This is a genomic window from Pseudomonas sp. Irchel s3a18, assembly GCF_900187535.1.
Classification (GTDB): Bacteria; Pseudomonadota; Gammaproteobacteria; order Pseudomonadales; family Pseudomonadaceae; genus Aquipseudomonas.
Genome location: NZ_FYDV01000011.1, coordinates 22100 through 44941, shown reverse-complemented (window position 1 = coordinate 44941; position 22842 = coordinate 22100). Strand labels below are relative to the sequence as shown.

20 protein-coding genes are annotated in these 22842 nt (G+C 60.4%); 13 read left to right on the top strand and 7 right to left on the bottom strand.

Going from position 1 to position 22842, the window contains the following annotated elements; genetic code table 11:
- Positions 1 to 28 precede the first annotated feature (28 nt).
- The gene (locus CKW29_RS16155) at positions 29 to 958 is read left to right on the top strand and encodes a zinc ABC transporter substrate-binding protein (RefSeq protein ID WP_095147048.1); all 930 of its coding nucleotides are present in this window, start codon (positions 29 to 31) and stop codon (positions 956 to 958) included.
- 56 nt (positions 959 to 1014) lie between these two features.
- Here CKW29_RS16155 and CKW29_RS16150 read toward each other — a convergent pair whose 3' ends face one another.
- Positions 1015 to 1965, bottom strand: a complete 951-nt coding sequence (locus tag CKW29_RS16150) for a homoserine kinase (RefSeq protein WP_095147049.1) — start codon at positions 1963 to 1965, stop codon at positions 1015 to 1017.
- A 60-nt stretch (positions 1966 to 2025) separates the two neighbouring features.
- Positions 2026 to 2316, bottom strand: coding sequence for a DUF2782 domain-containing protein (locus tag CKW29_RS16145; RefSeq protein WP_095083454.1), 291 nt, complete (start codon positions 2314 to 2316; stop codon positions 2026 to 2028).
- Positions 2317 to 2390: 74 nt separating this feature from the next.
- On the opposite strand from CKW29_RS16145, the gene polA reads away from it, so the two are divergent.
- Entirely contained in the window at positions 2391 to 5198 is a 2808-nt protein-coding gene (polA, locus tag CKW29_RS16140; RefSeq protein ID WP_095147050.1) for a DNA polymerase I, read from the top strand.
- Between the two features lie 430 nt (positions 5199 to 5628).
- Here the strand turns inward: polA and yihA are convergent, their stop codons facing one another.
- The gene (yihA, locus tag CKW29_RS16135; protein WP_095147051.1) at positions 5629 to 6273 is read right to left on the bottom strand and encodes a ribosome biogenesis GTP-binding protein YihA/YsxC; all 645 of its coding nucleotides are present in this window, start codon (positions 6271 to 6273) and stop codon (positions 5629 to 5631) included.
- Between the two features lie 191 nt (positions 6274 to 6464).
- Between yihA and CKW29_RS16130 the strand changes: the two genes are divergently transcribed.
- From CKW29_RS16130 to CKW29_RS16100, 7 genes are all read left to right on the top strand, one after another.
- Entirely contained in the window at positions 6465 to 6755 is a 291-nt protein-coding gene (locus tag CKW29_RS16130; protein WP_095083448.1) for a cytochrome c5 family protein, read from the top strand.
- Positions 6756 to 6801: 46 nt separating this feature from the next.
- Complete coding sequence (locus CKW29_RS16125; protein ID WP_095083446.1) at positions 6802 to 7407, top strand: cytochrome c; 606 nt, start codon at positions 6802 to 6804, stop codon at positions 7405 to 7407.
- A gap of 200 nt (positions 7408 to 7607) precedes the next feature.
- Positions 7608 to 8237 carry a thiol:disulfide interchange protein DsbA/DsbL gene (locus CKW29_RS16120; protein ID WP_095147052.1) on the top strand — a complete coding sequence of 210 codons (630 nt, stop codon included), beginning with the start codon at positions 7608 to 7610 and terminating at the stop codon, positions 8235 to 8237.
- Between the two features lie 12 nt (positions 8238 to 8249).
- Positions 8250 to 9128 (top strand): endonuclease/exonuclease/phosphatase family protein, encoded by an 879-nt coding sequence (locus CKW29_RS16115; protein ID WP_095083442.1) that lies wholly within the window; start codon positions 8250 to 8252, stop codon positions 9126 to 9128.
- Complete coding sequence (locus tag CKW29_RS16110; RefSeq protein WP_095147053.1) at positions 9125 to 11101, top strand: GGDEF domain-containing protein; 1977 nt, start codon at positions 9125 to 9127, stop codon at positions 11099 to 11101. Before CKW29_RS16115 ends, CKW29_RS16110 begins: the two co-directional genes overlap by 4 nt.
- A 102-nt stretch (positions 11102 to 11203) precedes the next feature.
- Entirely contained in the window at positions 11204 to 11983 is a 780-nt protein-coding gene (locus tag CKW29_RS16105) for an N-acetylmuramoyl-L-alanine amidase (protein ID WP_095147054.1), read from the top strand.
- A gap of 73 nt (positions 11984 to 12056) precedes the next feature.
- Positions 12057 to 13673, top strand: coding sequence for an EAL domain-containing protein (locus tag CKW29_RS16100; protein WP_095147055.1), 1617 nt, complete (start codon positions 12057 to 12059; stop codon positions 13671 to 13673).
- Positions 13674 to 13680: 7 nt separating this feature from the next.
- Here the strand turns inward: CKW29_RS16100 and CKW29_RS16095 are convergent, their stop codons facing one another.
- The gene (locus CKW29_RS16095; protein WP_095147056.1) at positions 13681 to 15471 is read right to left on the bottom strand and encodes an ATP-binding protein; all 1791 of its coding nucleotides are present in this window, start codon (positions 15469 to 15471) and stop codon (positions 13681 to 13683) included.
- A gap of 10 nt (positions 15472 to 15481) precedes the next feature.
- Positions 15482 to 16828: a sigma-54-dependent response regulator transcription factor AlgB gene (algB, locus tag CKW29_RS16090; protein WP_095147057.1), complete on the bottom strand. Its 1347-nt coding sequence runs from the start codon at positions 16826 to 16828 to the stop codon at positions 15482 to 15484.
- A gap of 441 nt (positions 16829 to 17269) precedes the next feature.
- Between algB and CKW29_RS16085 the strand changes: the two genes are divergently transcribed.
- From CKW29_RS16085 to CKW29_RS16070, 4 genes are all read left to right on the top strand, one after another.
- A complete protein-coding gene (locus tag CKW29_RS16085; RefSeq protein ID WP_095147058.1) occupies positions 17270 to 17557 on the top strand; it encodes a hypothetical protein in 288 nt (95 codons plus the stop codon).
- A gap of 72 nt (positions 17558 to 17629) precedes the next feature.
- Positions 17630 to 17797, top strand: coding sequence for a DUF1328 domain-containing protein (locus CKW29_RS16080; protein WP_095147059.1), 168 nt, complete (start codon positions 17630 to 17632; stop codon positions 17795 to 17797).
- 732 nt (positions 17798 to 18529) lie between these two features.
- On the top strand, positions 18530 to 19861 hold the full coding sequence (gene gltP, locus CKW29_RS16075) for a glutamate/aspartate:proton symporter GltP (protein WP_095147060.1): 1332 nt from the start codon (positions 18530 to 18532) through the stop codon (positions 19859 to 19861).
- Positions 19862 to 20008: 147 nt separating this feature from the next.
- Complete coding sequence (locus CKW29_RS16070) at positions 20009 to 21238, top strand: nucleoside recognition domain-containing protein (RefSeq protein WP_095147061.1); 1230 nt, start codon at positions 20009 to 20011, stop codon at positions 21236 to 21238.
- Here the strand turns inward: CKW29_RS16070 and CKW29_RS16065 are convergent.
- Together CKW29_RS16065 and CKW29_RS16060 are read right to left on the bottom strand one after the other, a co-directional pair.
- Positions 21220 to 21906, bottom strand: a complete 687-nt coding sequence (locus CKW29_RS16065; protein ID WP_095147062.1) for an ABC-type transport auxiliary lipoprotein family protein — start codon at positions 21904 to 21906, stop codon at positions 21220 to 21222. The two genes, CKW29_RS16070 and CKW29_RS16065, sit on opposite strands and share 19 nt — an antisense overlap.
- On the bottom strand, positions 21903 to 22841 hold the full coding sequence (locus CKW29_RS16060) for an MlaD family protein (RefSeq protein WP_095147063.1): 939 nt from the start codon (positions 22839 to 22841) through the stop codon (positions 21903 to 21905). Before CKW29_RS16060 ends, CKW29_RS16065 begins: the two co-directional genes overlap by 4 nt.
- Between the last annotated feature and the right edge of the window lies 1 nt (position 22842).

Sequence of the window (22842 nt, the reverse complement as noted above, 5' to 3'; positions counted from 1 at the left end):
ATTATGTTACTCGTTCTCGCCCCTTTGAGTGGTTATCGTGCCCAGACTTTTTGCCATCCTTGTCACATTTACTGCCAGTTTGTTCGCTTTCAGCGCCGCTCACGCCGAAGTCAAAGTGCTCACCAGCATCAAGCCGCTGCAACTGATTGCCGCTGCGGTGCAGGATGGCGCGGGGGTGCCGGAAGTCCTGCTGCCACCGGGTGCATCGCCACATAACTATGCCTTGCGGCCTTCCGACGTACGGCGCGTGCAGTCGGCGGACCTGCTGTACTGGATCGGGCCGGACATGGAGGGCTTCCTGCCCCGCGTACTCAAGGGGCGCACCTTGCCATCGGTGGCCGTGCAGGACCTGCCAGGCTTGAAGCTGCGCCATTTTGGCGAAGACAACCACGCCCACGCCGAAGAGGCTGACGAGCATGACCATGATCACCGCCCCGGTAGTCTCGATGCCCACTTGTGGCTGTCGCCGGTCAATGCGCGTGTCATCGCCGCTAAAATCGCCGCCGACCTGAGTGCAGTCGATCCGGCCAATGCTGGGCGCTACCAAGGCAACCTCAAGGCATTCGATGAGCGACTGGATGCGCTGGATCTGCGATTGAAAGCCCGCCTGGCGGTTGTCGAGGGCAAGCCCTACTTCGTGTTCCATGAAGCGTTCGACTACTTTGAGGATGCCTACGGCCTCAAGCATGCGGGTGTGTTCAGTGTGGCCGCCGAAGTTCAGCCCGGTGCCCAGCACGTCGCTGCGATGCGCGCGCGTCTGCAAGCGGTCGGCAAGACTTGCGTGTTCAGCGAGCCGCCGCTGCGCCCTCGCCTGGCCGAGACGCTGGTGGCCGGCCTGCCGGTGAAACTGGCGGAACTTGATGCGCTGGGTGGCTACACACCAGCCACCGCACGGGGTTATGAGCAGGTGCTGGAGAAGTTGGGGAATGATCTGGCGGGGTGCCTGGAGTCGCTGTAACCGGAAAACAGGCGCCATTCCATTCGCGGGCAAGCAGAATGCCGCCCGCGATGCCTTTAAATGGCGAACGGCAGCGGCGTGCTGACCAGTTGACGCTGCGCCAGGCGATGCTCGAACTCTTTCGGGTCGTGAATCAGCACGTCCTGTCCGGCAAAGGACTCGGCAGCGATCAGGCGTGACAACCAGAAGCGCACGCAGGCCACCCGCAACAGGGTCGGCCACAGTTCGGCCTCGGCCGGGGTGAACGGCCGCAGCGCGGCGTAGGCGCCGAGCAATGCCCGCGCCCGTGGGCCGTCAATCAAGCCGTCATCGTCCGAACACCAGTCATTCAGGGCGATGGCCACGTCGTAGAGCATCGGCCCCGAGCAGGCGTTGTAGAAATCGATCAGCCCGGTCAGGTGCGTGCCTTCAAACATGGCGTTGTCGCGGAACAGGTCGGCGTGGATGTTGGCCCGTGGCAACGCCAGGATGCTGTCTTTGCGGGCGGTGATTTCATCCAGTGCGCGCTGTAGCAATGCGCGCGACTCAACCCCCAGGTGCGACAGAAGTTGTGTGCCCTCTTCGAGCATCCAGTCCAGGCCGCGATCGGTCTTGCGCTTGATCATCTTGTCTTTGGTTGCCAGGTGCAGATGCCCCAGCAGTTCCCCGACCTGCACACAGTGCTGCGCGTTGGCGACTTTGATGTGCTTGCCGGCCAGGCGTGGCTGCAACAGCGCAGGCTTGCCCGCCAGCTCACGCAGGGCGACACCCTCGGTGGTGCGTAGCGCATAGGGCACCGGCAGGTCGGCGTTGTGCAACACGTCGAGCAGTTCGATGAAGAACGGCATTTCCTGCGCCGGGCCACGCTCAATCAGGGTCAGGACAAACTCGCCCTGCTCCAGGCTGATGAAGTAGTTGGTGTTTTCACTGCCCGCGGCGATCCCCTGGAAATCAAGCAGGCGGCCGAGCCCATAAGGGGCGAGAAAGGTTTCCAGCTCGGGCCGAGCCAGGGGGGTGAACACAGACATGGTTAAAAACTGCTCAGTTCGGGTGCCGCTATCGAGCCAGCACCGATTAAAGTTAAGAAACTACTTCCACGAAAAAATTTCCCAGGCAGGGATCAGCATATCCGGCTGATCCGAGCGGATGAAATTGGCTTCCGTTCCGTCCGAGCGCACCAGGAAATACGGTTTGCCGCCCTTCGGAGTGACCTTGATCGCATACAGGAAGCCGTTCTGGCGGTATTCCTGGATGGTCTTGTCACCTTCAGTGCGAATGGTGACTTCCGGTTCTGGGGTCGGTGCGTCATCCGCTGCCATGGCAGCCAGCGGAATGCAGGTAAACAAGCCAGCCAGCAACAGGCGATTGAGTGTACGCATGATAACCTTGTCCCTTTGTCGTCAACGGTCCCGCTATTCTAGCGCCGGACCCGCCGAAAAGGTTGATCCTGCTCATGAGCCAAGCCCCCCTCGTCCTGGTGGACGGTTCTTCATACCTGTACCGCGCCTTTCACGCGCTGCCACCTTTGACTACCTCCAAAGGCCTGCCAACCGGTGCGGTCAAGGGCGTGCTGAACATGCTCAAGAGTCTGCGCAAGCAGTACCCGAACAGCCCGTTCGCCGTCGTGTTCGACGCCAAGGGTGGGACATTTCGCGACGACATGTACGCCGAATACAAGGCCAATCGCCCGAGCATGCCCGACGATATGCGCGTGCAGATCGAGCCCCTGCATGCCAGCGTGATTGCCCTGGGCTTCCCGCTGTTGTGCGTGGAAGGCGTTGAAGCGGACGACGTGATCGGCACGCTGGCCCGCAGCAGCGCGGCCGCTGACCGCCCGGTGGTGATCTCCACGGGCGACAAGGACATGGCGCAGCTGGTCGACGGGCACATTACCTTGGTCAATACCATGACCGGTAGCGCGATGGACGTGGCTGGCGTGAAGGAGAAATTCGGCGTCGCTCCCGAGCAGATCATCGACTATCTGGCGTTGATGGGCGATTCCTCCGACAACATTCCGGGCGTTCCGGGGATTGGCCCGAAGACTGCGTCCGGCCTGTTGGTGGGCGTCAATGGCGGCCTGACCGAGCTGTATGCACAGCTCGATATCGTGCCGACCCTGCCGATTCGCGGGGCCAAGACCCTGCCGGCCAAGCTCGAAGAGCACAAGGAGATGGCGTTCCTCTCCTATCGACTGGCGACCATCAAGGTCGACGTGCCGCTGGACGTGGGGCTGGACGATTTGCACCTGGGCGAGCCGGACCGCGAAAAACTGGCCGAGCTCTACACCCTGCTTGAATTCAAGAGCTGGTTCGATGAGCTGCAACGCGATGCCAAGCGTCTTGAGCTGAGTGCCGCTCCCCAGCCTGAGCCGGTGGCTGATCTGTTGAGTGCCACCGAGACCGAAGCCAGCGCGCCCGTGGTCGTTGAAGCGCGCTACGAAACCATCCTCGATCAGGCCCGTTTCGACGCCTGGCTGAAGAAGCTCAATGGCGCCAAGCTGTTTGCCTTCGACACGGAAACCACCGGTATCGACGCCCAGCAGGCGCAACTGGTGGGGCTGTCCTTCGCCGTGCAACCTTTTGAAGCGGCCTACATTCCGCTGATTCACGCCTACGAAGGTGTGCCGGAGCAGTTGGATCGCGACAGCGTCCTGCGTGCCCTGAAGCCGCTGCTGGAGGACCCGGACAAGCTCAAGGTTGGCCAGCACGCCAAGTTCGACATGAATATCCTGGCCAACTGCGCCATCGGTGGCGATCCAGCCTGCGGCATCACCGTGCGCGGCATTGCCTTCGACACCATGCTTGAGTCCTATGTGCTCAACTCCACCGCCACCCGCCATGACATGGACAGCCTGGCGCAGAAGTACCTGGACTACACCACCGTGAGCTTCCAGGACATCGCGGGCAAAGGGGCCAAGCAGCTGACCTTCGATCAGATCGCCCTTGAGCAGGCCGGGCCTTATGCTGCTGAAGACGCCGATGTGACCCTGCGGCTGCACCAGACCCTGCACGAGAAGCTGGCCGCCATCCCGAGCCTGGCCAGTGTGCTGAGCGATATCGAGATGCCGTTGGTGCCGGTGCTGGCGCGCATCGAACGCCAGGGTGCGCTGGTGGATGCCGAGCTGTTGGGGGTGCAGAGCATTGAGCTGGGCGACAAGATGACAGCCCTGGAGCGTGAAGCCATTCACATCGCCGGTGAGGAGTTCAATCTCGGCTCGCCCAAGCAGTTGGGTGCGATCCTCTACGAAAAGCTCGGCTATCCGGTGCTGAAGAAAACCGCCAAGGGCCAGCCGTCCACCGCCGAAGAGGTGCTGGCCAAGCTGGCGGAAGATGACTACCAACTGCCCAAGGTGCTGATGCAATACCGCTCCATGAGCAAGCTCAAGAGCACCTACACCGACCGCCTCCCTGAGCAGATCAACCCGCGCACCGGGCGGATTCACACCTCTTATCACCAGGCGGTGGCGTCCACCGGGCGCCTGTCCTCCAGTGATCCGAACCTGCAGAACATTCCGGTGCGTACCGCCGAGGGCCGGCGCATCCGCCAGGCTTTTATCGCCCCGAGCGGCTACAAACTGCTGGCGGCGGACTATTCGCAGATCGAGCTGCGGATCATGGCGCACCTGTCCCGGGACGAAGGCCTGCTCAATGCGTTTCGCAACAACCTGGACGTGCACACGGCCACGGCCGCCGAGGTGTTCAAGGTTGAGCTTCAGGACGTCACGTCCGACCAGCGTCGCAGCGCCAAGGCGATTAACTTCGGTCTGATCTACGGCATGGGGGCGCAGAAGCTCGGCAAGGACATTGGCGTCGATACCAAGCAGGCCAAGGCCTACATCGACACCTATTTTGCCCGCTATCCCGGCGTGCGCGAGTACATGGAGCGCACCCGTGCCCAGGCGGCGGACCAGGGGTATGTAGAAACGCTGTTCGGGCGCCGCCTGTACCTGCCCGAGATCCACTCCAACAAACCCCAGGAGCGCGCTGGCGCCGAACGCACGGCGATCAACGCGCCGATGCAGGGCACGGCGGCAGACATCATCAAGAAAGCCATGGTGGCGGTGGATAACTGGCTGATGGCTTCCGGCCTGGACGCCAAAGTCATCCTGCAGGTACACGATGAACTGGTGCTGGAGGTTCGCGAGGACCTGGTCGACCAGGTTCGCGAGGAAATTCGCGTGCACATGAGCGGCGCGGCGGCCCTGGATGTGCCTCTTCTGGTGGACGTCGGTGTCGGAAACAACTGGGATGAGGCTCATTAAGCCGTTTTGAGGCGCAATTGGCCGCGGCATAGTGTCGCGGCCATCGCAGGCGAAGGGCTGTTAGCTCGAAAAAATCTTGGATTATTCCAATCGATTTTGAAACTGGCCGGAACTAAATCCGTGAACCCCCACTCAGAATTACTGAATGGGTGGTGAAGCCCTTCGATGCTCCTATGTTGTGTTAAGTGTTGGCAGATATCTGGACCCCGCCCTAGCGGTCCGGAACTTAGACCCCGAACTACTCCCTCCCCATATGTAGTTCGGGGTTTTTTTTGCCTGAAAACTGTCTGTGGAACGGCCATGCTGCGTTAAAAGCGCGGCTCGAAATGCTCATTTAGGCCCCTAAAGTCGAACGCGACCCCGGTCGTTTCGAGCTGCGCTTTTGCCTTGCCTGACCGTCCCACAAACAGTTTTCGCATTTCCCAAAAGCTTATTGAGCTTCTGTCTCGGCGCCCTTGTCCGCCAGTTCCATCCAGTCCGCCAATACCGTGTAGGCCTCTTCCAGACCCAGGCGTTTGGGGGCCGAGAACAGCTGGATGGTCACGGCTTCGCCCCAGCCTTTGCGGATTTCTGCCTGAACCTTGAGCAGTGAGTTCTTCGCCGCGCCGTAGGTCAGTTTGTCGGCCTTGGTCAGCAGAATGTGCATCGGCATGCCGCTGGCGACAGCCCAGTCGAGCATCAACAGGTCGAAGTCGGTCATTGGATGACGGATGTCCATCATCAGAATCAGGCCCTTCAAGCTCTCGCGGCTGCCCAGGTAGGCTTCCAGGTGGCGCTGCCAGTGCTGCTTCAGCGGGATTGGCACTTTCGCGTAACCGTAGCCCGGCAGGTCGACCAGACGCCGATCTTCGTCTAGCTTGAAGAAGTTCAACAGCTGTGTGCGACCCGGAGTCTTCGAGGTGCGCGCCAGGCTGGCGTGGGTCAGGGTGTTCAGCGCGCTGGACTTGCCGGCGTTGGAACGCCCGGCGAAGGCCACTTCAAAGCCTTCGTCGTCAGGGCATTGATCGACTTTGGCAGCGCTGAGCATGAAGGTGGACTGTTGGCACAGACCAAGGATGGGGTTCTTGAGTTGCATGGGATTTCCGATGTGGGCGGTGCCGAGAATGGTCGCAAAGAGCTGCGTCGTTTCCGTTTCAGTGACGCCAGTATATAATGCCGCAGATTTTGTGTGCGCTTTGTCCCAGCGTAGGATGAAGTTCACGAGAGCGATTGACCTTGATTGCGCATAAGAACGCAGCACGCTCTCAACCCTGAAAAGGTCGTTTTATGACGAAATGGCTGCTAGCTGCCGGTGTCTTGATGCCGCTTTATGGCGCGCAGGCTACACAGGATCCGGAAGCTGTGTACAACCGTGTTTGTGGAGCCTGTCATTCCGGCCAACTCCCGACGGCGCCTCAAAAGGGCGATCAGGAAGCTTGGGCGCCAAGACTGGCGCAAGGTATGGAGACGCTGGTGCAACACGTGACCCAGGGTTTCAAGGCGATGCCGCCGCGTGGTTTGTGCATGGACTGCAGTGCCGAGGATTACCAGGCAATCATCCAGTGGATGAGCGAGTGATCCCGGTCCATAACTCTTTAACCCTTAGCCGTAGTTGGATTAGCTGATGAACAAATTAGTCGTGAGTCTGCTGTTGACCCTGGGCATCGCAGGTGGCGCCCATGCTGCGGGCGACGCTGCTGCTGGTCAGGCGAAAGCCGCAGTATGTGGTGCTTGCCATGGCCCGGATGGCAACAGCATGGCGCCAAACTTTCCAAAACTGGCGGGTCAGGGTGAGCGTTACCTGAACAAGCAACTGCACGACATCAAGTCGGGCAAGCGCACCGTTCTGGAGATGACCGGCCTGCTGACCAACCTGAGCGATCAGGACCTGGCTGACATTTCAGCCTACTTCGCCAGCCAGAAAGGCAGCGTCGGCGCGGCAGACCCGAAAGTCGTGGCTCGCGGTGAAGAGTTGTTCCGCGGCGGCAAACTGGAGCAGGGCATGCCATCGTGCACCGGTTGCCACTCGCCTAACGGCGCCGGCAACGCGGCAGCTGCTTTCCCGCACCTGGGTGGCCAGCACGCTCAATACACCGCCAAGCAACTGACCGATTTCCGTGAAGGCAACCGTACCAACGACGGTGACGCGAAAATCATGCAAAGCGTTGCAGCCAAGCTGAGCAACAAAGACATCGAAGCGGTGTCCAGCTACATTCAGGGCCTGCACTAAGGTCCGTCGAGCGGGCGTTACGCGGGAGGTTGAACCCGCACAACGTTAACGCTCGATTAATCCTTCGATGCAAGCATAAAAAGGGTGGCTTAGGCCGCCCTTTTTTGTGGCCGCTGCCGTTACACTAGAGAACTGATGCCCGCCATGGCCTGCCAGAAAGCAGGTCGCGCGAGGCGAGCCAATTTGCCCAGGAGTAAAGCATGCGTAATCTGATTCTCAGCGCCGCACTCGTCACTGCCAGCCTGTTCGGCGTCACCGCCCAGGCTGCTGAGCCGCTTGAAGCCGGTAAACAATATGTCGAACTGAGCAGCGCCGTTCCGGTGGCTGTGCCCGGCAAGATCGAAGTCGTGGAGCTGTTCTGGTATGGCTGCCCGCATTGCTATGCGTTCGAGCCCACCATCAACCCTTGGGCTGAAAAACTGCCGGCCGATGTGAACTTCGTGCGTATCCCGGCCATGTTCGGTGGTATCTGGAACGTGCACGGCCAGCTGTTCATCACCCTGGAAGCCATGGGTGTAGAGCAAAAGGTTCATAAAGCAGTGTTCGAAGCCGTCCACGATGGCAAGAAGCTCGCTACCCCGGAAGAAATGGCCGAGTTCCTGGCCGGCGAAGGTGTCGACAAGGACAAGTTCCTGAGCACCTACAACTCGTTCGCCGTCAAAGGCAAGGTTGAAGACGCCAAGAAGAAGGCCCAGGCCTATCAGATCTCCGGCGTACCGAGCATGGTCGTCAATGGCAAGTACCGCTTTGACCTTGGCACCGCTGGTGGTCCTGAAGGCGCTCTGAGCGTGGCTGACCAGTTGATCGCCAAGGAGCGCGCCGCTAAGTAAGCGGCGCACGCCATGCGTCGTTGGGGTACTGAACGCGTCGTCGGCCTGCATGATCCGCAGGTCAACGAGCATCATCTGGAACCCTCGGGCTTGCCCGCGGACAGTCGTCTGCGTCTGCTGAGCTTCAACATCCAGGTGGGTATCAGTACCGAGCGTTATCGGCACTACCTGACCCGTGGCTGGCAACACCTGCTGCCGCACACCGGGCGCGCCGACAACCTGCAAAAGATCGGCAACCTGCTGGGCGACTACGATCTGGTCGCCTTGCAGGAAGCGGATGGCGGCAGCCTTCGTTCCGGCTACGTCAATCAAGTCGAACACTTGGCCCAGCTTGGCGCCTTCCCCTACTGGTATCAGCAACTCAATCGAAACCTGGGTCGTCTCGGCCAGCACAGTAATGGTGTGCTCAGCCGGATGCGGCCCTGGCAGATTGAGGATCACCCGCTGCCTGGGCCCAAGGGCCGGGGTGCGATTCTCGTGCGGTTTGGCGAGGGGCCCGAGGCGCTGGTCGTCGTGATGATGCACCTGGCGCTCGGTGCCCGGGTTCGCAGTCTGCAACTGGCCTACATTCGCGAGTTGATCGGTGGCTACAAGCACCAGGTGCTGATGGGCGACATGAACACCCATGCCAGCGATCTGCTGCAAAGCTCGCCTTTGCGCGACCTGGGCCTGCTTGCGCCGCAAGTCGAAGCGACATTCCCCAGCTGGCGCCCGCAGCGTTGCCTGGACCATATTCTGCTCAGTCCGACCCTGACGCTTGAACGGGTCGAAGTGCTGGCGCAACCCATCTCCGATCACCTGCCGGTCGCGGTAGAGATTCGTCTGCCGGGTTCGCTCACGGCCGATGCATTGCCCGCGTTGAGTCCTGCCCTTCGCGGAACCCCTGAATGAGCGACGAAGCAAACCGCTGGAAAGAGAAGTACCTCAAAAGTATCGAACAGCAGGAAAAACTCGAGCGTCGCTGGGATGCCCGCCTCGACTTGCTGCGTCGTGGGCTGGTGCGCAGTACGCTGGCTGCCGAGGGGACCGACCGTGCGGTAGACCAATGCATGAAGGAAATGCGCGAAGTCATCCGCACCAATGAAATGGATGCCGGGTTGGCTGCGTTGCTGCCACGTCTGGAAAAAGCCGTGCTGGATTCCGAGCAGCGGCGCGAAACCCGGGTTGATCAGATCGGCTCGGCGCTTACCGCACTGGTCGCGCAACTCCAGGCCTTGCCATTGCCACGAGAGGTCAGTCGACCGCTCAAGACCTTTGCCAAGCAATTGGATGGTCGCGTCAGCCAGGCCCGCGAGATTCCCTTGCTGCTCGGTGAACTGAGTCAGTTACAGAGCCAGGCACTCAGTGTGCTGGAGAGCCCTGATGAACCTGACCGCCCAGGGTTGTTGCAGCGTCTGTTTGGGGGGCGTGATGAGGGCGGCGAAGAGCAGCCGGTCGGTTCGACCCAGCCAGTGCCTGCTGTTGGCATGACGCCTGAGCCTGTGACAGTGCCGATCGCGCAGCAGGCTCAGGAAGCATCGACAGCCGTCGTAGTGGAGTCCGAGCCTGAGCCGATCGAGGAGTCATCAGCGCTCGCAGTGGCCGCTTTTGAACCGCCGGTGCAGCAGGCTCGGCACGACTCGACCCAGGCTGCGGATCAGGATCTGGCAGTCCTGGACGAGCGGGAAGCGCCGCTTGCCCTGCAACCCGAGGTCGAAACCACGCCATTGGTCGACAGCCTGCCCTTGTCTCCAGCCGTGGCACACATCCACACCGAAGTGGATCCTGAGTATTGCGAACCGGACGCGCTTTATGCGCTCCCGGATTCGCCAGAGCCGTCCTACAGCTCGGTGGCCAAGCACATCGAAGGCACGCTGCTGGGGCTGCTGGACGATCTATCGTTGCCCGAACGCCACCGCCCGCAAGCCGAGGCCATGCGCGTACGGCTGAGAAACGGGTTGAATTGGTACGAACTGCTACCGATCCTCGATGATCTTGCGGTGTTGATGCTGGCGATCACCGACAGTGGCCAGCACGAGTTCGAGGTCTACCTCAAGCAGCTCAATGAGCGCCTGGAATCCTTCCAGAGCAACCTGCAAGCGGCCAGTGACGGGCACGCGGACAACCGTTCGGCCGCTCGCGAGATGGACACACAGCTCCGTGAACAGGTCGACGGATTGCACAGCAGCATGCAGGACGCTGCGGACCTGGAGGATCTCAAGCGTGTATTGGAGAACCACCTCGAGGGCCTGCTCGGCACTCTGGACCAGTACCAGCAGCAGCGCGACGAGCGCGAGCAGGAAGTTGCAGCGCGTCTGCAAGGCCTGGCGCAAAGGGTGGCGAGCATGGAGCAGGAAGCCCAAGGCTATCGCGAACACCTGGAAGAGCAGCGCCAGAAGGCCTTGGTCGACCCGCTCACCGGCTTGCCGAACCGGGCCGCCTGGAGCGAACGCCTGGAGCATGAAGTGGCCCGGTGGCAACAGCACGGCACGACCTTGTTGCTGGCGATGCTCGACCTGGATCACTTCAAGCGCATCAACGATAACTACGGCCACCTGGCCGGCGACAAGGTGCTGAAAATCATCGCAACGGTGCTGCGCAAGCGCCTGCGAGGTTCGGACTTCATTGCCCGCTTTGGTGGCGAAGAGTTTGTATTGCTGGTGCCCGACACCTCGCTGGCAGCGGGTGTGAACCTGCTGGAAACCTTGCGAGCGGCCATCGAAGCCTGCCCGTTTCACTTCAAGGGCGAACCGGTGACCATTACGGTTTCCATCGGTGTGACGGCGTTCAAGCCGGGAGAACGTAGCGATCTGGTGCTTAAGAGAGCCGATCAGGCGCTATATCGGGCAAAAAATGCCGGACGAAATCGCGTTGAGCCGGCCTGACGGCAATTGTTCCATTTTATTTAATCCGGCGCTTTTAGCGGCTCAGGTACAAGACGGTACGTTACACTGTTGCATTACTGTCTTCAGCGTACTGTCACTGCCATGAAATTCATTACTTTGCTCGTGTCCTTTCTTGTCCTGGCAGGTTGCGCCAGTGGTCCTCGTTACGATACCAGCCACCCTTCGGCCAATTACGACAACCGTGTGCAGTTCGTCGTCATGCATTACACCTCCGCGTCGCTGACGCAGTCACTGGCGTTGTTGACCCATGGCGAGGTCAGCAGTCATTACCTGGTCGGTGATGATAAAAACGCGACCATCTACAAGCTGGTGGATGAGAACTATCGCGCCTGGCATGCCGGTGAAAGCGAGTGGCAAGGGCGTACCTGGCTGAACTCGAGTTCCATCGGCATCGAGATCGTCAATCCGGGCTTCAGCGATACGCCGACCGGACGCGTCTGGTATCCCTACAGCGAAGCCCAGGTGCAGTCGCTGATCGTCCTGCTCAAGGACATCAACAAGCGTCATGGCATCAGCCCTCGCCAGGTGATCGGCCACAGTGACATCGCCCCCTTGCGCAAACTCGACCCAGGCCCGTTGTTCCCGTGGAAGCGCCTGGCCGAAGCCGGTGTGGCGCTCTGGCCCAACGAGCAGGCAGTCGCCCGTCAGCAAGCGGTGTTTGCGACACGGTTACCGAGCATCAGCTGGTTTCAGGAGCAACTGACGCGCCTGGGCTACACGACGCCGCAGACCGGCGAGCTGGATGTCGCCACCCGGCATGTACTGGCGGCCTTCCAGATGCGCTTCCGGCCATCGCGCTTCGACGGTACGCCAGACGCGCAAAGTGCTGCGATTCTGCAAGTACTCAATCAGACAAAATAATGACGCCCGCTCGACGGTAGGGGTCATATCTCAATCAGTAGCTATAACTCATTGGTAATCCTTCGGATGTTTAATGATGGCGGCTGCTCGAAAGACCCTGCGCAACTGGTTTCATCGCCCTTGGTTTTTGGCGATGCTGGCGGCTGCGCTCAGCGCGGCCTTGTTGTTGGCCGGTAGCCTGGGGTTGTCGTTGCGTCAGGTCCAGTTGCGGGAAAGCGAACAGATGAACGCCCAGGGGGAGCGTTTCCTGGAGCGACTGGAGCAACTGTTCGGCCAATTGCGCGAAGGCCTGGACGACCTTGAGGCACAACCACTGCGTGGCTGTGACATGAACATGCTCACGACCTTGCAGCAGGTCAGTTTCAACTACCGTTTCGTGTATGAAGCTGCCTACATCGACAAGACACAGTTCTGCTCCAACCGCCCTCATCAGGAAGCGCTTTCGGCCATCCGCCCACCCGATATCAAGGGCCCGACCTACAGCTATTGGCTCAATACGTCGACCGAACCCGATGAAAACCGCGCGGCATTGATGCTTGGGCGCGGCAATTTTCGGGTCGCGACGTCGCGCGGGCATTTGACCGACATGGTCGACTTGCCACCGGGCAGCAGCCTGTTGGTGATCCTCGATCATGGTGCCCGGGCGGTTCCGGTGCTTGGCGCGCCGCAAGCCTGGCCACTGACTGAGCCTTGGTCACCGTTCAGCAATGAGCCATTGCAGATCACCCGGACCCAGCTGATCTATCGGATGCCGACCAACAATCCTGAGTACCAACTGGTTTTGACCTCTCCGCGCACCCGCATGAGCTTGCCGGCACTGTGGTGGTGGTTGGTGTCGGCAAGCCTGATGGTGGGATTGAGCATCGGCGCGGTGGTGTATCTGTTGGCCCGGCAGCGACAGTCAATGGGCGGTGAGTTGCAGGGCGCGCTCAAGCGCGGCGAACTGCAGGTGTTGTATCAACCGATCTTTGACCTGCGCAGCCGCAACTGTGTCGGCGCTGAGGCCTTGTTGCGCTGGCGTCGACCGGACGGCACGCTGACCAGTCCGGACCTGTTCATTCCCATGGCGGAGAACACCGGGCAGATACGCCAGATCACCGACTTTGTCTTACAGCGCCTGCTTGAGCAGCTCGGCCAGTTGCTGCGCGCCAACCCGCAGCTGTATATCTCGGTCAACCTGGCGGCCTGTGATGTGATGGTGCCGAGAATCGGCGAAGTCATGGCCCGGCTGCTGGCCTTGCATCGTGTTGCGGCGCGGCAGATCGCGTTTGAGGTCACTGAGCGCGGTTTGATCGACGTGGCGGTCGCATGCCAGAACCTGCAAGCCTTGCGCGATGCCGGGCATCAGGTGCTGATCGACGACTTTGGCACCGGTTACTGCAGTCTGGCCTACCTGCAAACCCTGCCGGTGGACTGCCTGAAAATCGACAAGGCGTTCATTGATGCACTGGGTCATGACGCCGCGAGCAGCGGGGTGGCCCCCCATATCATCCGCATGGCGCATGCTCTGCAGCTTACGGTCATCGCCGAAGGCATCGAACATGAAGCCCAGGCCATGTTGCTGATGAGTGAAGGGGTGAATTACGGTCAGGGCTGGCTGTTTGCCCAGGCCCTGAGTGCGATGCAATTGATCGAGCTGGTGACCCGCGGCCGCCGACGGGCGCCGCGGCGTATCGATGACGAGGCTTGAACGCCTGCTATAACGGCAACGCCATGTAAAACTGAGCCCCCTGCCCCGGCCGTGAATACACGCCGATGCGGCCACCGTGCAGTTGCACGATCTCCTTGCACAGGGCCAGGCCAAGCCCGGCGCCCCCTTTCTTGCGTCCGACCTGAACAAACGGCTCGAAGATTCGCCCTTGCTGGCCATAGGCGATGCCTTCGCCGTTGTCTTCGACGCTGATGATCACCCGTTCGCCATTGCGACGGGCTTGTAAGCGTATCTGCCCGTTGGGGCGGGTGTGGCGCAGGGCATTGTCGATCAGGTTGTCCAGCACACGCTCCAGTTGCGCCTGATCGGCCTGCAGCCGTGGCATCGGGGCCTGTACCTCCACCCGCAACTCGATGCTGTGCTCACTGGCCCGTTCGACAAAGCGTCCTTGCGCTTGCTCCAGCAAGTTATCGACGTTACAGGCCGCCAGGGAGAGCTTTTGCAGACCGTTTTGATAGCGCGAGAAGTTCAGCAGGTCGTTGATCAACTGCACCAGACGCTGCATTTCGTCATTGACCGTATTCAGCAGATCCGTTTCGCGAGATTCTTCGGAAAAGTGTGCTCGTTCGCGGAACAAGCCGAAGGCCATGTGCATGCCGGTGACCGGCGTGCGCAGTTCATGGGAGGCGCGCAGTACGAACTCGCTGCGCACCCGCTCAAAGGCTCGCTGTTCGGTGACGTCGTGCAGCACCATCACCGCGCCGAGAATATGACCTTCGGTATGGCTGACGGGGGTCAGGCTGTAGCTCAGCAGGCGAGATTGGCCGTCGACTTCGATGCTCAGGTCTTCAGGTGCGCGCTCCAGCGAACCGCCATGCAGCACCCGTTGCAGTTGTTCATCGAGCTCCGGACGTTGCAGCGCGGCGCCCAGGCCCTGACCCAGGCGATCGTCGTCCCAGCCCAGCTGGCGTTGCGCGACCGGGTTAAAGTGCTCCAGATGCCCTTGGCGGTCGATCATCAGCAAGCCGTCGTCGATGCTGTCGAGCACCGCCTGCAAGCGTTGCTGGCCGGCGAGCAGTTCGTCGACGTTGGTTGCCTGATGTTCGCGCAAGGCTTCGGCCATGAGGCCGAAGCGCCGAGTCAGCTGGATCATCTCTGCGGCCGGGGAAATCGGCAGGGTAACGTCGAAATTGCCTTGGCCAATGTCGTCCGCCGCCTTGGCCAGCGCTTCGATGGGGGCACCGAAGCTTTGCGCGATACCGTGTGCGGTGACAAAACCGACGATCAGCACCGCCAGCGCCACCAGGCCAAGCAGGCCGGCGACCAGCAACGCACGTTGACGGACATCGTGCTGAGTGCTGGTGATGTTCTCCAGTACCCGTTTCTGTTCGGCAATCAGGCCGTTGCGCAGGATGTCGAGTTTTTCGGTGAGCGCCTGATTACCGCTGAGTGTGGCGGAAGGTTCCTGTGAGTGACGAAAGGCTTCGAGGAGCGCCCGGTAGTCATTGCGAGCCTGCTGGAAGCCGTGGTGGTCGGTATCGAGGCTATTCTCATGGGCGATGCCTTGGTCCAGTAGCTCGAAGGCGTGTCGCTCTGATGCGTGCAGCGCTTCAAGGTCGGGCGTTTCGTTGAGCATGATGACCCGTTGCTCGTCCAAGGTCTGTTGCAGCTTCAGGTCCAGGTCCAGGGTGATGAAGTTGTCGCGAACCAGCCCCTCCTGATCGCTGGTCATCTGCATCACGCTGACCAGCCCGAGCACCAGCCCGAGCAAGGCGACGGTTATCAATGCCGAGATGCTCAGAAACAGTCGCGTGCGCAACTTTATCGCCAGCTTCATAAGGTACTGCTCACAAATTGTACTGCTTGCGTTTGCGATACAGCGTCGAGGCGTCGATGCCCAGGGTCCTGGCGGCTTGGTCCAGGGTGCCGGAGCTGGCCAGTACCGCGCCGATGTGGGCTTTCTCCAGTTCATCCAGGCTCAACGCGGCACCGATTCGCGGAGCATTATTGGTGGTCTGCTCAGCCATGCCCAAATGGCTGATCTCCACCCTTTCCTGTGGGCAAATGATGCTCGCCCGTTCGACCGCGTTACGCAGTTCACGGATGTTGCCGGGCCATCGGTATCCCAGTAGCGCCTCGCGTGCCTCGTCGCTGAACCCTCTGGCCGGCCGGGCGTACTCTGTGACGAATCCGGCGAGGAAGCGGTCGGCCAGGGTCAGAATATCCTCTGCCCGTTCGCGTAGCGGTGGCAGGTGCAAGGTGATGACATTCAACCGGTACAGCAGGTCTTCACGGAAACGACCGTCGCGGACCATGTCTTCGAGGTTGAGGTTGGTGGCGGCGAGAATCCGCACATCGGCGCGACGGGTCACCGGGTCACCGACCCGCTCGTATTCCTTGTCCTGAATGAAGCGCAGCAGTTTGGACTGCAAGGTCAAAGGGAAATCACCGATCTCATCGAGGAACAGTGTGCCGCCATCGGCTTGATTGACCCGGCCCAGGGTGCTTTCGCTGGCCCCGGTGAACGCCCCCCGGCTATGACCGAACAGCTCGCTTTCCATCAACTCGGCCGTCAAGGACGGGCAGTTGACGGTGACGCAGGACTTCTTCGCGCGCTTGCTCCAGCCATGGATGGCCCGTGCCAGCTCGCCTTTACCCGTGCCTGACTCGCCGAGAAGCAAGATATTGGCGTCGGTGCTGGCAACCTGGCGCGCAGTTTCCAGGACGACTTTCATCGCCGGGCTATGGGAATCCAGGCCGTTGCCGGGTTTGCGCAGTTCGCCTTCGAGGGCTTCAAGGCGTGCCGAAAGCTGGCGAACCTCCAACTGTTTGGCAGTGGCCAGTCGCAGTTGATCCGGGCTGCAAGGCTTGACCAGATAATCGGCGGCACCGGCCTGGATGGCGTCGACGGCGGTGTCCACGGCTGAGTGTGCGGTGACGATGACCACGCGCATCCACGGTGCCTGGATGCGCATTTGCGCCAGCACGTCGAGACCGTTGTCTTCGCCCAGCCGCAGGTCGAGGAAGCACAGGTCGAAGACCTGACGCTGCAGCAGGAGATCTGCCTGGGCGGCGCTGTTGGCAGTGGCGACGTTGTAGCCTTCGTCTTCGAGGCAGTAGCGGAAGGTGCGCAGGATGGCTGCCTCATCGTCCACCAGCAGAATGCGGCCTTGATGCTCGTTGGCGAATTCCATTTTTCCTGCGCTCCTTGAATGAGTGATCTTGATTTAGTCCCGGAGAAATCAGGCAAGTTGCATGATTCATTCTGGTCGCTTCTGATCAAAGCGAAGCCGATATCTGCGCAACTCATCAATAAACGTACGTTTTTGTCAGGTATTACTGCCCATTCACGGGTGTTGGGTTGTCCTGCCTCCTTTTCTGACATCTGCACCGCCCCATACATTCCAAAAATTTTCCATTTGTCTCAGACCGATCGTGCATATCGCACGAGCGACCCTCGCGCATCGTGCAGGATGCGCTCAAACGGATTCTGGGTTTATTTATAACTGTCTGATTTTATTGGTGTTTTAACTGGAAAGAAGCTGGCATGCCGGCTGCAATGTTCTGGTTGATCCGGGTCGCTCATGACACAGCGCCCTCAAACCCATCACCACCCGTGTGGGAGGAGCATCAGGATGAATCGCCAACGTGGCGCCCCATTGCGACTCTTGCCGCTGTGTATCCAACAGGGACTGTCCATCGTGCTGGCGTTGGTGGTCACCCTGATCGGAGGCCAGCAGTTCTTGCGCTGGGAGCACAGTCAGCAGCCGGATGCAGGCATCGCACCAACCCTGCATATCGCCCCGCCCCGTTCCAGTGCTGTCAGCAGCCACCTGCCTGACGCGACTTCCAGGCGAATGATGGACATTGATCAGGCTCGGCCTGAGTTCAAGGGGCCGCCTCAGGAGCGCTGGGTGTTCTAGGCAGCAGGCCGGACGTGCGTTTCACACATCGGGTAAGGCAGCACCACTAATAGACGTGTAAGGAGAATCATCATGTTGAGCTGGGCAATCACATTCCTGATTATTGCCATTGTCGCTGCCGTACTTGGCTTCGGTGGTATCGCGGGCACCGCCACGGGTATCGCCAAGATTCTCTTTGTCGTGTTCCTGGTGATGTTCATCGCTTCCTTCTTCTTTGGCCGTCGCGGTGGTCGAGGCTGATCGCGAGGACTTGCTGCCAGTTTGAAAACCGAAAGGGATCAACAGGGTCTCTTTCCTTTGCGCCCACCCGAGGACGGTGCGCGCATGACCAGGGGGCCGGGACGTTCTGATTGTTTCAGGATCGGAGTGACCTACGGGTACAGGGAGTGCCCGCGAAAGGACCGGGTCAGGCAACGCAAAATTGCGCCGTCTGTTCGCCACTCGCTTGCAAGGTGGTGAACAGGCGGCGCGCTCACAAGTGCAAAGCACTGTCCTAGAGCGATCCAGGGATATTTATCGGGTAATTGTTCCTGCATCTGCCTGGCAAAGCATTTCGCAGTGTTTCCAAGTGACCGTATATCGAGATTTTTAAGATTAATTTCCGGTCATTTTTCGTCACTGCGAGTAGGGAAATTCTGTTTTTTTTGTCCCTTATCAGCTGATCAAAAAACAATCACTGTCCTCTGCGATGGCCGGTTCACGGCACTTATGCCTGCCGAAATGTCGTATTCGAACCGGTTGGGACGGCCGTTTTGTTTGAAAAAACTCATGCCGATTCGGCATAGGGTAGGCGTTTACGGCATTAGACGCGGTGTCCTTGCATCGGAATAGTTGCGCCTTTTTTCGCCTGCCAGAGAGCCGTATACACGCGTTCCGGGGCACCTTATACGGGGGTAGATGCTCAAACTTTTCCGCCATTGAGCGTTCCAGTTCGTGCATCTGCCCGAGTCAAACGCAAGTAAGGGTAATGATATGAAGAAGGCAAAGCTTAGCCTCGCCTGGCAGATCCTCATCGGTCTGGTCCTGGGTATAGCAATCGGCGCAGTGCTCAACCATTTCAGTGCTGAAAAAGCCTGGTGGATCAGCAACGTCCTGCAACCGGCGGGCGATATCTTTATCCGTCTCATCAAGATGATCGTGATCCCGATCGTGATCTCCTCGCTGATCGTCGGTATCGCTGGCGTGGGTGATGCGAAGAAGCTCGGGCGCATTGGTCTGAAGACCATCATTTACTTCGAAATCGTCACCACCATCGCCATTCTGGTGGGTCTGGTGCTGGCCAACCTGTTCCACCCGGGCTCGGGCATCGACATGAGCACCCTGGGGACTGTGGATATTTCCAAGTACCAGGCGACGGCGGCCGAGGTTCAGCATGAACATGCGTTCATCGAAACCATCCTCAACCTGATTCCATCGAACATCTTTGCTGCCATGGCGCGTGGCGAGATGCTGCCGATCATCTTCTTCTCGGTCCTGTTCGGCCTCGGTCTGTCGAGCCTGCAGTCCGACCTGCGCGAGCCGCTGGTGAAGATGTTCCAGGGCGTATCGGAAAGCATGTTCAAGGTCACTCACATGATCATGAACTACGCGCCGATCGGTGTGTTCGCGCTGATCGCGGTGACCGTTGCCAACTTCGGCTTTGCGTCCCTGCTGCCGCTGGCCAAGCTGGTGATCCTGGTTTACGCCGCCATTGCCTTCTTCGGCTTTGTCGTTCTGGGCCTGATCGCACGCCTGTTCGGTTTCTCGGTGCTTAAGCTGATGCGCATCTTCAAGGATGAGCTGGTGCTGGCCTACTCCACCGCGAGCTCGGAAACCGTGCTGCCGCGCGTGATCGAGAAGATGGAAGCCTACGGCGCGCCGAAAGCCATTTGCAGCTTCGTGGTGCCGACCGGTTACTCGTTCAACCTCGACGGTTCGACCCTGTACCAGAGCATCGCGGCAATCTTCATTGCCCAGTTGTACGGCATCGACCTGTCGATCAGCCAGCAACTGCTGCTGGTACTGACCCTGATGGTCACCTCCAAAGGTATCGCCGGCGTGCCGGGCGTGTCCTTCGTGGTGCTGCTGGCCACTCTGGGCAGCGTGGGTATTCCGTTGGAAGGCCTGGCGTTCATCGCCGGTGTCGACCGTATCATGGACATGGCCCGTACCGCACTGAACGTGATCGGCAACGCCCTGGCCGTACTGGTTATCGCGCGTTGGGAAGGCATGTACGACGATGCCAAGGGTCAGCGCTACTGGAACTCCCTGCCGCACTGGCGCAGCAAAGAGAAGCTGCCGGTCGGCGAGACTTCCAGCAACTGAGTTCGCCTACATGATCGTTCCCGCGCCCTGCGTGGGAATGCATCCCCGGACGCTTTGCGTCCGGCCCACAAACCCCGGAGAAATCCGGGGTTTGTCGTTTCTGCCCACCCCGCTATCATTCGCGCATCTTTTGGGGGGATTTGACTGATGCTCAATGGCCTGTGGCTTGGCTTTTTCGTCGTGGCGGCCGTTTCGGCACTGGCTCAGTGGCTGATCGGTGGCAATGCCGGGATCTTCGCGGCGATGGTGGAAAGCATCTTCGCCATGGCCAAGCTGTCGGTCGAAGTGATGGTGCTGTTGTTCGGTACCTTGACCCTGTGGCTGGGCTTTCTGAAAATCGCCGAGAAGGCCGGTATCGTCGAATGGCTGGCCAAGGCCCTGGGGCCACTGTTCCTGCGCCTGATGCCGGAAGTGCCGGCCGGCCATCCGGCCATCGGCCTGATCACCCTCAACTTTGCAGCCAACGGCCTGGGGCTGGACAACGCCGCCACGCCGATCGGACTCAAGGCCATGAAGGCGTTGCAGGAGCTCAACCCCAGCGCAACGGTGGCCAGTAACGCGCAGATTCTGTTCCTGGTGCTCAACGCGTCGTCACTGACCCTGTTGCCGGTGACCATCTTCATGTACCGCGCCCAGCAAGGCGCGCCCGATCCGACCCTGGTGTTCCTGCCGATTCTGTTGGCGACCAGTTGTTCGACCCTGGTCGGCCTGCTGTCGGTGGCGTTCGTGCAGCGTCTGCGCCTGTGGGACCCGGTGGTGCTGGCTTATCTGATTCCGGGTGCGCTGGTACTGGGTGGCTTCATGGCCTTGCTGGCGACGCTCTCAGCCACCGCGCTGGCCGGCCTGTCCTCGATCCTCGGCAACCTGACGCTGTTTGGGCTGATCATGCTGTTCCTGGTGATTGGTGCGCTGCGCCAGGTCAAGGTCTACGAAACATTCGTCGAGGGCGCCAAGGAAGGCTTCGACGTGGCCAAGAACCTGCTGCCGTACCTGGTGGCGATGCTCTGTGCGGTGGGTGTGCTGCGAGCCTCCGGCGCGCTGGACTTCGGCCTGGACGGGATTCGTCATCTGGTGGAGTGGGCTGGCTGGGACACCCGCTTCGTCGATGCCTTGCCGACGGCGATGGTCAAGCCGTTCTCGGGCAGCGCGGCGCGCGCCATGTTGATCGAAACCATGAAAACGTCAGGGGTGGACAGCTTCCCGGCGCTGGTCGCGGCGACGGTTCAGGGCAGTACCGAAACCACCTTCTACGTGCTGGCGGTGTATTTCGGCGCCGTGGGCATCCAGCGCGCGCGGCACGCCGTGGGCTGCGCCCTGCTGGCGGAACTCGCTGGCGTACTGGGCGCGATCGGGGTGTGCTACTGGTTCTTTGGGTAGTCCGCTATCTCTGTGGCGAGGGTGCTGACTGAAGGTTTCGTGGAAGCGTTCTGCTGCCCCTGCTCCACTGTCCACGCAATCACCTGCCTGGTCAGCGTATCGCCGGCCTGGCCGAACCCGGTCACCACGGCGGGCACTTTCACATCGTTCAATGGCTGGCGCACTTCAAAGCGCCGGCTGGCGAGGATGCGCTGGTCGGTGCCACGCACCAGCAATGCATCCAGGCGAATCACCACCTGTGCACTGTTGCCCTGATACTCGGTCTGGAAGGCTTGCAGGTTGCCGCCCAGTTCCAGGTCGGTCTGGAAGTTACTGTCGTCGGTGCTCAGCAGGCCTACGCGGCCGTCCTGGGTAAAGCCGTCGAGCAGACGGTTGCGCAGCAGGATTGGCGTCGCGTCGCTCCAGCGCGAAGCCTTGTAGCTGCTGATCAGGTCACCTTGCGGGATCACGGCGATCTTGGCACTGTTCAGTACGTCACCCGCCTGTGGTTTGGCGACCTTCAGCGACCAGCGTACCCCATTGGCGTGAGTCGACGGAGTGCTACCCTGGGCCGCGGGCAGGCGATAGATGTCCCGAGGCTCCGGTTTGGGGAGGATCGAGCAGGCGCTGGTCAGCGCCAGGCTTGCCAGCAGCGTGCCGTGGGCAAAAGTGCGGTAGACACCCTTCATGGTGTGAACTCCTTGTCATTGTCGCCGCCCAGCAGGTAGCCGCTGGGGTTGGCTTCGAGGCGACGTGAAATGGCCCGCAGCGAACTCAGGGTGTCGCGCAGTTCGCGCACGGCCGGTGCCAGGCCATTGAGCCCCTGCATGCCGTTGTTCAGTGCGTCCTGATTGCTGCTCAGCAGCGTGTTGATGGTTGCCGTGCTCTGCTCCAGGGATTTCATGGCGTGCTCGGCACTGCCGAACATCTGCTTGCCCTGGTCATTGAGCAGGCCATTGGCGTTACGCATCAACGCGGCGGTCTGTTCCATGGCGGCACCGGCCTGTTTGCCGACAACCGCCAGTTGTTGCATGGCCTGGCGGATATCGCCGCGCTGGTCGGCAATGGCCCCGGTGGTCTGTTCCAGATGATCGAGGGTCTTGCTCAGACGCTCGACGTTTTCCGGCGACAGCATCTGGTTGGCGTTGTACAGCAGCCGGTTGATGCTGCTCATCACGTCGTCGCTGTTGTCCAGCAACCGTGCGATGGGTGACGGCGAGGCGACGATGATTGGTAATTCACCGTCCTTGCCTTGCAGTTCCGGGCTTTTGGGGGTGCCGCCGCTGAGCTGGATGATCGAGGTGCCCGTAATGCCGGTCAGTGCCAGTTTGGCCCGAGTGTCTTCCTTGATCGGGGTGTCGCCACCCAGGCGAATCCGTGCCAGCACCCGGCGGGGATCGTCGGGGTCCAGGCGCAAACTCACCACATCGCCGACCTTGATCCCGCTGTATTGCACCGCACTGCCTTTGGACAGGCCGCTCACAGCTTCGTTGAAGACGACTTCATAATCCTTGAACTCCGTGTCGACACTGGACTTGGCCAGCCACAATCCGAACAGCAAGGCGCCGGCCACGACGATTACAGTGAACAGGCCGATCAATACATGATGGGCTCGGGTTTCCATG